Source organism: Streptomyces sp. MB09-01, from assembly GCF_033794505.1.
GTDB lineage: Bacteria > Actinomycetota > Actinomycetes > Streptomycetales > Streptomycetaceae > Streptomyces.
Window position 1 is genome coordinate 119,080 of record NZ_JARAYQ010000001.1, and the last position, 9,755, is coordinate 128,834.

11 protein-coding genes are annotated in these 9,755 nt (G+C 72.8%); 10 read left to right on the plus strand and 1 reads right to left on the minus strand.

From position 1 onward, the window contains the following. The first annotated feature begins 21 nt into the window (after window positions 1–21). The 10 genes from PV721_RS00505 to PV721_RS00550 all read left to right on the plus strand — a co-directional run bounded on the left by PV721_RS00505 (window position 22) and on the right by PV721_RS00550 (window position 8,183). Window positions 22–1,113 carry a nitronate monooxygenase gene (locus PV721_RS00505; RefSeq protein ID WP_319720717.1) on the plus strand — a complete coding sequence of 364 codons (1,092 nt, stop codon included), beginning with the start codon at window positions 22–24 and terminating at the stop codon, window positions 1,111–1,113. Further along, a complete protein-coding gene (locus tag PV721_RS00510) occupies window positions 1,110–1,853 on the plus strand; it encodes a 16S rRNA (uracil(1498)-N(3))-methyltransferase (protein ID WP_319720718.1) in 744 nt (247 codons plus the stop codon). Before PV721_RS00505 ends, PV721_RS00510 begins: the two co-directional genes overlap by 4 nt. A 73-nt stretch (window positions 1,854–1,926) precedes the next feature. After that, the gene (locus PV721_RS00515) at window positions 1,927–2,286 is read left to right on the plus strand and encodes a histidine triad nucleotide-binding protein (protein ID WP_319720732.1); all 360 of its coding nucleotides are present in this window, start codon (window positions 1,927–1,929) and stop codon (window positions 2,284–2,286) included. A 3-nt stretch (window positions 2,287–2,289) separates the two neighbouring features. Next, complete coding sequence (locus PV721_RS00520; RefSeq protein WP_319720719.1) at window positions 2,290–3,195, plus strand: ribonuclease Z; 906 nt, start codon at window positions 2,290–2,292, stop codon at window positions 3,193–3,195. Between the two features lie 93 nt (window positions 3,196–3,288). Continuing rightward, on the plus strand, window positions 3,289–4,383 hold the full coding sequence (locus PV721_RS00525) for a carbohydrate kinase family protein (RefSeq protein WP_319720720.1): 1,095 nt from the start codon (window positions 3,289–3,291) through the stop codon (window positions 4,381–4,383). Between the two features lie 155 nt (window positions 4,384–4,538). After that, window positions 4,539–5,582, plus strand: coding sequence for a PhoH family protein (locus PV721_RS00530; protein ID WP_319720721.1), 1,044 nt, complete (start codon window positions 4,539–4,541; stop codon window positions 5,580–5,582). A gap of 13 nt (window positions 5,583–5,595) precedes the next feature. Next, window positions 5,596–6,093 (plus strand): rRNA maturation RNase YbeY, encoded by a 498-nt coding sequence (ybeY, locus tag PV721_RS00535; RefSeq protein WP_319720722.1) that lies wholly within the window; start codon window positions 5,596–5,598, stop codon window positions 6,091–6,093. Then, window positions 6,090–7,394, plus strand: a complete 1,305-nt coding sequence (locus PV721_RS00540; RefSeq protein ID WP_319720723.1) for a hemolysin family protein — start codon at window positions 6,090–6,092, stop codon at window positions 7,392–7,394. The genes ybeY and PV721_RS00540 overlap by 4 nt, the downstream gene beginning before the upstream one ends. Continuing rightward, entirely contained in the window at window positions 7,391–7,744 is a 354-nt protein-coding gene (locus tag PV721_RS00545; RefSeq protein WP_319720724.1) for an MmcQ/YjbR family DNA-binding protein, read from the plus strand. Before PV721_RS00540 ends, PV721_RS00545 begins: the two co-directional genes overlap by 4 nt. An 85-nt stretch (window positions 7,745–7,829) precedes the next feature. After that, window positions 7,830–8,183, plus strand: a complete 354-nt coding sequence (locus tag PV721_RS00550; RefSeq protein WP_319720725.1) for a cytidine deaminase — start codon at window positions 7,830–7,832, stop codon at window positions 8,181–8,183. A 250-nt stretch (window positions 8,184–8,433) separates the two neighbouring features. Here the strand turns inward: PV721_RS00550 and PV721_RS00555 are convergent, their stop codons facing one another. Continuing rightward, window positions 8,434–9,717: an MFS transporter gene (locus tag PV721_RS00555; protein WP_319720733.1), complete on the minus strand. Its 1,284-nt coding sequence runs from the start codon at window positions 9,715–9,717 to the stop codon at window positions 8,434–8,436. Window positions 9,718–9,755: the final 38 nt, after the last annotated feature.

Genomic DNA, 9,755 nt, shown 5'->3' on the forward strand with positions numbered 1-9,755 from the left:
GGACATGGCACGATGCAGTCCATGTCCTCCGCACCGAACGGTCTCTCCCCTTACCCGATCGTGCAGGCTCCCATGGCGGGCGGCGCCTCCTGCCCGCCGCTCGTGGCCGCCGTGTGCGAGGCGGGCGGGCTGGGCTTCCTGGCCGGCGGGTACAAGACCGCCGACGGGATGTACCAGGAGATCAAGCAGGTGCGGGCCCTCACCCGGCGCCGCTTCGGCGTCAACCTCCTCCTTCCGCAGACCGGTTTCGTGGATCCGGCCGCCGTGGAGGCGTACCGCGGGCAGCTGGCCGGCGAGGCGAGCTGGTACGAGATCTCGCTCGCCGAGGAGGACATCATCGGCACCAGCGACGACGGCTACGACGCCAAGCTCGCCATCCTCCTCGAAGACCCGGTCCCGGTCGTCTCGTTCACCTTCGGCTGCCCCTCCTCCGCGGCCCTCGCGGCCCTGCGCAAGGCCGGTACGTACACGGTCGTCACGGCAACCTCCGTCGAGGAGGCCCGCACCGCCCAGCAGGCGGGCGCCGACGCCGTGTGCGTCCAGGGCGTCGAGGCGGGCGGACACCAGGGCACCCACCGCGACGACCCCCAGGCCGACGGCACGGCGGCCGTGGGGCTGCTCGCGCTGGTGGCCCAGGTGCGGGAGGCCGTGGCCCTCCCGATCATCGCGGCGGGCGGCCTCATGCGCGGATCGCAGATCGCGGCGCTGTTGGCGGCGGGCGCCAAGGCGGCGCAGCTCGGGACGGCCTTCCTGGCCTGTCCCGAGTCGGGGGCGGACCCCGTGCACAAGAAGGCGCTGACCGATCCGCTGTTCGTCCGGACCGAGCTGACCCGGGCGTTCTCCGGGCGGCCGGCGCGGGGGCTGGTGAACCGCTTCATGCGGGAGCACGGGCCGTACGCCCCGGCCGCCTACCCGCAGGTCCACCACCTGACCTCGGGGTTGCGCAGGGCGGCCGCCGCGGCGGGGGACGCGCAGGGCATGGCCCTGTGGGCGGGCCAGGGGCACCGGCTGGCGCGGGCGCTGCCGGCGGGGGAACTGGTGGAGGTGCTGGCGGCCGAACTGGCCGAGGCACAGAGCACGTTGAAGGCAATGCAGATGAGGAGTGCGTCATGACCGCCCCGGTGTTCGTGGTCGAAGAGGTCCCCGCGGGGCCGGAGTTCGTCCTGGACGGCCCGGAGGGCCGGCACGCGGTGTCCGTGAAACGGCTGAACCCGGGCGAAGCGGTGGTCCTGACCGACGGCCGGGGCGGCTGGGCGGAGGCCGTCGTGAAGGCCGCGGAGGGCAAGGACCGGCTGGTCGTGTCGGTGTCCTCGGCCGGGGTGGAAGCGGAACCGGCGGTGCGCATCACCGTGGTCCAGGCCCTGCCCAAGGGGGACCGGGGCGAGCTGGCCGTCGAGACCATGACCGAGACGGGCGTGGACGCGATCGTGCCCTGGCAGGCCTCGCGCTGCATCACGCAGTGGCGCGGCGACCGGGGTGCCAAGTCCCTGGCCAAGTGGCGGGCCACCGCCCGGGAGGCGGGCAAGCAGTCCCGCCGGGTCCGCTTCCCGGAGGTGGCCGAGGCCATGTCCACCAAGCAGGTCGCGGCGCTGCTGGCCGAAGCCGACCTGGCGATGGTCCTGCACGAGGACCGCGACACCCCCTCCGAGGCCCTGGCCACGGCCGCGCTCCCCTCCACGGGTTCCGTCGTCCTGGTGGTCGGCCCGGAGGGCGGGGTCTCCCCGGAGGAGCTGGCGGCCTTCGCCGCGGCGGGGGCCCACCCCCACCGCCTGGGCCGCTCCGTCCTGCGGACCTCCACGGCCGGCACTGCGGCCACGGCGGTCCTGCTGGCCCGCACCGGCCGCTGGGCCTGACGGGCACCGCCCCCGGGCGGGCCGGGGGGTGGATACGATGCCCGGACCGATCAACGTCACGGGAGGCTCAGCAATGGCCGGGGAACCGCAGGCCGACTGCCTGTTCTGCAAGATCGTCGAGGGGCGCATCCCAGCGACCGTGGTCCGCGAGACCGAGACCACGGTCGCCTTCCGGGACATCAACCCGCAGGCGCCCACGCACGTGCTCGTGATCCCCAAGGTGCACTACCCCGACGCGGCCTCCCTCGCCGCCGCCGAGCCGGCCGTCGCCGCCGACATACTGCGCGAGGCCGGCCAGATCGCCCTCGACGAGAAGATCGTCGAGCACGGCTACCGCGTCGTCTTCAACACCGGCTCCGGCGCCGGCCAGACCGTCTTCCACGCGCACGCGCACGTCATCGGCGGCCGCGGCCTCCAGTGGCCCCCCGGATAGCACGTGTCCGTACGAGAGTTCGTGGTGCTGGGCACCGCCAGTCAGGTGCCCACCCGCCACCGCAACCACAACGGCTACCTGCTGCGCTGGGACGGCGAGGGCATCCTCTTCGACCCGGGCGAGGGCACGCAGCGGCAGATGCTGCGTGCCGGGGTCGCCGCGCACGACATCAACCGGATCTGTGTCACCCACTTCCACGGTGACCACAGCCTCGGGCTGGCCGGGGTGATCCAGCGGATCAACCTCGACCAGGTCCCGCACCCCGTCACCGCGCACTACCCGGCCTCCGGGCAGAAGTTCTTCGACCGGCTGCGCTATGCCACGGCCTACCGCGAGACCGTCCCGCTGCACGAGGAACCGGTGGCCGCCGACGGGACGCTGGCGCAGGGGGCCACCTACGCCCTGGAGGCCCGGCTGCTCTCGCACCCGGTGGAGTCCTTCGGCTACCGGATCACCGAGCCCGACGGGCGCCGCATGGTGCCGGAGCTGCTCGCACGGCACGGCGTCAAGGGGCCGGACGTGGGCCGGATCCAGCGCGAGGGGCGGCTCGGCGAGGTCACGCTGGACGAGGTCAGCGAGCCCCGGCGCGGGCAGCGGTTCGCCTTCGTCATGGACACCCGGCTCTGCGACGGGGTGTACGCGCTCGCCGAGGGCTGCGACATGCTCGTGATCGAGTCGACCTTCCTCGACGAGGACGAGCGGCTGGCCACCGACCACGGGCACCTCACGGCGGGCCAGGCGGCGCGGGCGGCGCGGGACGCGGGCGTCCGGCACCTCGTGCTGACGCACTTCTCGCAGCGCTACACGGACCCGTCCGAGTTCGAGCGGCAGGCGCGGGCGGCGGGCTTCGAGGGCGAGCTGACGGTGGCGGAGGACCTGGTGCGCGTTCCGCTGCCCAAGCGGGGCTGAACGTGTAGGTGATCTGCGCCACACTGGGGTTTGGCTCCGCACCGGACGGGCAGGGCTGGCAGCTTTCCGTAGGAACACATCGGGGAGTACACCGTGACCAGTAGGGACTTCGACAGCCGCGCCGCCGCCGTGGACCCGCTCGGTCCGCTGCGCGATCCACAGGAACCGGGCTGCGACGTCTTCCTGACCGGCACGGTGTTCCTCGACATCATCTTCACGGGCCTGGACTCGGCGCCGGTCCGCGGTACGGAGTCCTGGGCGCGCGGCATGGGCTCCAGCCCCGGCGGCGTCGCCAACATGGCCACCGCCCTGGCCCGGCTCGGGCTGCGCACCTCACTGGCCGCGGCCTTCGGGGACGACCACTACGGCGAGTACTGCTGGGACGCCCTGGAGCAGGGCGAGGGCATCGACCTGTCCATGTCGCACACGATCCCCGGCTGGCACAGCCCCGTCACCGTCTCGATGGCCTACGAGGGCGAGCGCACGATGGTCTCGCACGGCCACGAGGCCCCGCCGCCGGCCGGCTCCGGGCCGTTCCCGCAGTGCCCGCCGCCGGCCCGCGCGGCCGTGGCCGCGCTCGGTCCCGGCCGCGGCGAGGAGTGGATCGGCGAGGCCGCCCGGCGCGGCTCGCGGATCTTCGCGGACGTGGGGTGGGACGAGAGCGGGCGGTGGGACCTGGGGGCCCTGGCCGACCTGCAGCACTGCGAGGCCTTCCTGCCGAACGCGGGCGAGGCCATGCGGTACACGCGGACCGACTGTCCGCGGGCCGCCGCCCGGGCCCTGGCGGAGAAGGTGCCGCTCGCGGTGGTGACGATGGGCGCGGAGGGCTCGTACGCGGTGGACGGGCGCACCGGGGAGACGGCGCACGTCCCCGGGATCACGGTGGACGAGCTCGACCCGACGGGCGCGGGGGACGTGTACGTGGCGGGCTTCGTCACCGGCACCCTGGCGGGCTGGCCGCTCGCGGACCGGCTCGCCTTCGCCGGGCTGACCGCGGCCCTGTCGGTCCAGGAGTTCGGCGGCTCCTTGTCGGCCCCGGGCTGGCCGGAGGTGGCCCACTGGTGGCGGACCGCCCCGCAGGAGCTCCGCGGCCGCTACGGCTTCCTGGACGCCCTGATCCCGCCCGGCTCGGGCCCCGCGGCCCGGCGCCGAGCCGTGCCGACGATCGGATTCCGGCACTCCGCGTGACCGGACGAGCGCGGGCCGTGATGTCCCGGGGCCGCGCGGAGAGGGCGTAAAACCTCTCGGGGAAGCCGCGGCGGCGACGTAGGCTTGGTATTCCGGAGGTCGTCGATCGGCGCGGCCCCTCAGCGGGAGGTATGTGCAGGCCACAGTGCCGGCCCATGACTCAGACACCCACAGCCCACATTCCAGTGCCGGGGCAGGCGCGAGCCCACTTCACCGTCCCGGCCAGGCACCCGATGGTGACGGTGCTCGGATCCGGTGACGCCTTGCTGCGCGTGATCGAGAAGGCCTTCCCGAAGGCCGACATCCATGTTCGGGGCAATCAGGTCAGCGCGATCGGCGATGCGGTGGAAGTCGCACTGATCCAGCGCCTGTTCGACGAGATGATGCTGGTGCTCCGCACCGGGCAGCCGATGACGGAGGACGCAGTGGAACGCTCGATCGCCATGCTCAAGGCGAGCGGCAACGGCAACGGGAGCGGGCCCGAGGAAACACCCGCCGAGGTGCTCACCCAGAACATCCTCTCCAGCCGCGGCCGCACCATCCGACCCAAGACCCTCAACCAGAAGCGGTACGTCGACGCGATCGACAAGAACACGATCGTCTTCGGCATCGGCCCCGCCGGTACCGGCAAGACCTACCTCGCCATGGCCAAGGCGGTCCAGGCCCTGCAGTCCAAGCAGGTCAGCCGGATCATCCTGACCCGGCCCGCCGTCGAGGCGGGGGAGCGGCTCGGCTTCCTGCCGGGCACCCTCTTCGACAAGATCGACCCGTACCTGCGCCCGCTCTACGACGCGCTGCACGACATGCTCGACCCGGACTCGATCCCGCGGCTCATGGCCGCCGGGACCATCGAGGTCGCACCCCTGGCGTACATGCGCGGACGCACGCTCAACGACGCCTTCGTCGTCCTCGACGAGGCGCAGAACACCACCGCCGAGCAGATGAAGATGTTCCTGACCCGGCTCGGCTTCGACTCGAAGATCGTCGTCACCGGTGACATCACGCAGATCGACCTGCCGGGTGGCGCCAAGAGCGGTCTGCGCGAGGCCCAGCAGATCCTGGACGGGGTGCCGGACATCCACTTCTCGCGGCTCACGTCCGAGGATGTCGTCCGGCACAAGCTGGTCGGCCGTATCGTCGACGCGTACGAGAAGTACGACGACGGCCAGCAGGCCGCGAACGGCCACCAGCGGAAGTAGAACCCAGCGCACCATGTCGATCGACGTCAACAACGAGTCCGGAACCGAGGTCGACGAGCAGGCGATCCTCGACATCGCCCGCTACGCGCTCACCCGGATGCGGATCCACCCGCTCTCCGAGCTCTCCGTCATCGTCATCGACGAGGACGCGATGGAGCAGCTCCACATCCAGTGGATGGATCTGCCCGGCCCGACCGACGTCATGTCCTTCCCGATGGACGAGCTCCGTCCGCCGGCGAAGGACGACGAGGAGCCCCCGCAGGGGCTCCTCGGCGACATCGTGCTCTGCCCCGAGGTCGCGAAGAGGCAGGGCGAGGAAGCCCTGACGCAGCACTCCATGGACGAGGAGCTCCAGCTCCTGACCGTCCACGGAGTGCTGCACCTGCTCGGCTACGACCACGAGGAGCCGGACGAGAAGGCCGAGATGTTCGGCCTGCAGGCGGCCATCGTCGACGGCTGGCGCGGTGAGCGCGGCATCACGGGTCCCTCGCCGGCGCCCACCGTCTCGTGAACGCCGCGCAGCTGATCACCGGAGCGGTGCTGCTGGTGGTCGTGGCCTGGTTCGCGGCCTGCGCGGAGTCCGGCATCGCGCGCATTTCGATCTTCCGCGCCGAGCAGGCCGTGCGGGAGGGCCGGCGCGGCAGCGAGAAGCTCGCCCAGGTCGCCGGCGACCCCACCCGCTACCTCAACGTGGCGCTGCTCGTCCGGGTCACCTGCGAGATGGCGGCGGGGGTGCTCGTCACCTACGTCTGCCTCGACGAGTTCGGCGAGAACTGGACCGCGCTGCTCGTGGCCATCGCCGTGATGGTGCTCGTCTCCTACGTCGCCGTCGGCGTCTCCCCGCGCACGATCGGCCGCCAGCACCCGCTGAACACCTCGACGGCGGCCGCGTACGTCCTCGTACCGCTCGCCCGGGTGATGGGACCGGTCCCGCAGCTGCTGATCCTCATCGGCAACGCGCTCACGCCCGGAAAGGGCTTCCGGAAGGGGCCGTTCGCCTCCGAGGCGGAGCTGCGCGCGATGGTGGACCTCGCGGAGAAGGAATCGCTGATCGAGGACGACGAGCGCCGGATGGTGCACCAGGTCTTCGAGCTCGGCGACACCCTGGTGCGCGAGGTGATGGTGCCGCGCACCGACCTGGTCTGCATCGAGCGGTACAAGACGGTCCGTCAGGCGACCACGCTGGCGCTGCGGTCCGGCTTCTCGCGCATCCCGGTGACCGGGGAGAACGAGGACGACATCGTCGGGATCGTCTACCTGAAGGACCTGGTCCGCAAGACCCACATCAGCCGCGAGGCGGAGTCCGACCTGGTCTCCACGGCGATGCGGGCGGCCGTCTTCGTGCCGGACACCAAGAACGCGGGCGACCTGCTGCGCGAGATGCAGCAGGTGCGCAACCACGTCGCCGTCGTCATCGACGAGTACGGCGGCACGGCCGGCATCGTCACCATCGAGGACATCCTCGAGGAGATCGTCGGCGAGATCACGGACGAGTACGACCGGGAGCTCCCGCCGGTCGAGGACCTGGGCGAGGACTGCTACCGGGTCACGGCGCGCCTCGACATCACCGACCTCGGGGAGCTGTTCAAGGTCGAGGCCTTCGACGACGAGGACGTGGAGACGGTCGGCGGCCTGCTGGCGAAGGCGCTCGGCCGGGTGCCGATCGCGGGCGCCTCGGCGGTGGTGGAACTGCCGGACGGGCGTCCGCTGCGGCTGACGGCCGAGTCCCCGGCGGGACGGCGGAACAAGATCGTGACGGTGCTCGTCGAACCGGTGGCCACGGCGCAGACCGTGGGGGAGGAGGGGGAATGACCCCGGCGGAGCTGCGGGAATTCTGTCTGGGCTTCAACGCGGCGGTGGAGGAGTTCCCCTTCACCCCGGAGACCTCGGTCTTCAAGGTGCTGGGCAAGGTGTTCGCGCTCTCGGCGCTGGACGCGGAGCCGCTGAAGGTCAACCTCAAGTGCGAGCCGGAGCTGGCGGTGCGGCTGCGCGAGGAGCACGAGGCGATCGTGCCGGGCTACCACATGAACAAGCGGCACTGGAACACGGTGACGGTGGGCGGGATCCCCGACGCGATGCTGCGCGAGCTCGTCGAGGACTCGTACGACCTGGTCGTCGCCGGGCTGCCGCGGGCGGAGCGGCTGAGGCTCGACCGGCCGTGAGGCCGGCTGTGCGCCCGGCCGGGTCCGGAGCATCGTGGCGGGGTCGTTGCGCGGCCCGGCCGACGTCCTCCCTATGCTTTCGCCCATGACCGACAGCACCGGGATCGACCCCGAGGACAGCAAGATCATCACGCTGGCGCGCAGCGCCCGGGCCCGCAACGGCGTGCCCGAGGGGGCGGCGGTGCGCGACGAGACGGGCCGCACGTACGTCGCCGGGACGGTGGAGCTCGACTCCCTGAAGCTGAGCGCGCTGCAGACCGCGGTCGCGATGGCCGTGGCGAGCGGCGCGCGCTCCCTGGAGGCCGCGGCCGTGGTCAGCGCGGCCGACGCCCCCGCCGAGGCCGACCGCGCTGCCGTCCGCGACCTGGGCGGCCCGGCCACCCCGGTGCTGCTGGCAGCCCCGGACGGCACCCTGAAGTCCACCACTCCGGCGGGTTGAGACCCGCGCCGGACAGGGCGCACGGGGGCGGGGGGCGCTCGGAGCAGTCGTAGGTGCGCCAGCCCGGCCGCCCTCCGCGGCCCGGGTGACGGCCCGACGTCACGCACCGCACCGTCGGGGAAGCGGGCGTGGGGCAGCTCCCGGTGGACCGCCTCCGGAGGGAAGGACGCCGCCAGTTCGGGCCGCCCGCGCGGCGCCGGGCCGGTGGGAGCGTCGCCTCGCCGTTCGGACGGTCCGCCATGGCGCGACCCTACGCCGCCACGGCGGGGGCGGGGGCCGCTCCCGGGCCCGTGCCCGGACGGCGCCGGATGACCATCGCCATCAGCGCGGCCATCGCGCACAACGCCCCCGAGGCGTACCAGACGACGTCGTACGAGCCGGTGAGGTCCCGTGCCAGGCCGCCCAGGTAGGCCACCACCGCCGCGCCGACCTGGTGCGAGGCCAGCACCCAGCCGAAGACGATCGCGCCGTCGTCCCCGTAGTGCTCGCGGCACAGGGCGATCGTCGGCGGGACGGTCGCGACCCAGTCCAGGCCGTAGAAGACGATGAAGAAGATCAGCGGCGGCTGCACGGACGGCGCCAGCAGGATCGGCAGGAAGAGCAGCGATATCCCGCGCAGGGCGTAGTAGACGGCCAGCAGCCGCCGGGACTCGAAGCGGTCCGTGAACCAGCCCGAGGCCACCGTGCCCACGACGTCGAACACGCCGATCACCGCCAGCAGCCCGGCGGCCGCCGTCACCGGCATGCCGTGGTCGTGGGCCGAGGGCACGAAGTGGGTCCTGACCAGCCCGTTGGTGGTGGCCCCGCAGATCGCGAAGGTGCCCGCGAGCAGCCAGAAGGGGCCGGTGCGCGCCGCGGCGAACAGCACCTTCAGCGCCCGCCGGGCCGCGCCCGGGGCCGGGGCGGGCTTCTGCGCGTACGCACCGCCGTACGGTGCCAGACCCACGTCCGCCGGATGGTCGCGCAGCAGCAGCCAGACGAAGGGGACGACGGCCAGCGCCGCCAGCGAGACCGTCACCGTCGCCGGGCGCCAGCCGTGCCGGTCCACCAGCCAGGCCAGCAGCGGCAGGAAGATCAGCTGCCCGGAGGCCCCGGCGGCGGTCAGGATGCCCGTGACCAGGCCCCGGCGGGCGGTGAACCAGCGGTTGGTCACCGTCGCCGCGAAGGCCAGGGCCATCGAGCCGCTGCCCAGGCCCACCAGCACGCCCCAGCACAGCACCAGCTGCCAGGCCGAGGTCATCCACACCGTGGCCAACGAGCCGCCCGCGATGACGAGCAGGGCCGGCGCCACGACCCGGCGGATGCCGAAGCGGTCCATCAGCGCGGCGGCGAAGGGCGCGGTGAGCCCGTACAGCGCGAGGTTCACCGAGACGGCGACGCCGATGGTGCCGCGCGACCAGTCGAACTCCCGGTGCAGCGGCTCGATGAGCAGTCCGGGCAGGGAGGCGAAGCCGGCGGCGCCGATGATCGTCACGAAGGCGACGGCCGCGACGAACCAGGCGCGGTGGACGCGTCCGGGGGCCTTCGGGGCCAGGGCCGACGTCGGAGCCGGGGGCGGGTCCGACGTCGGCC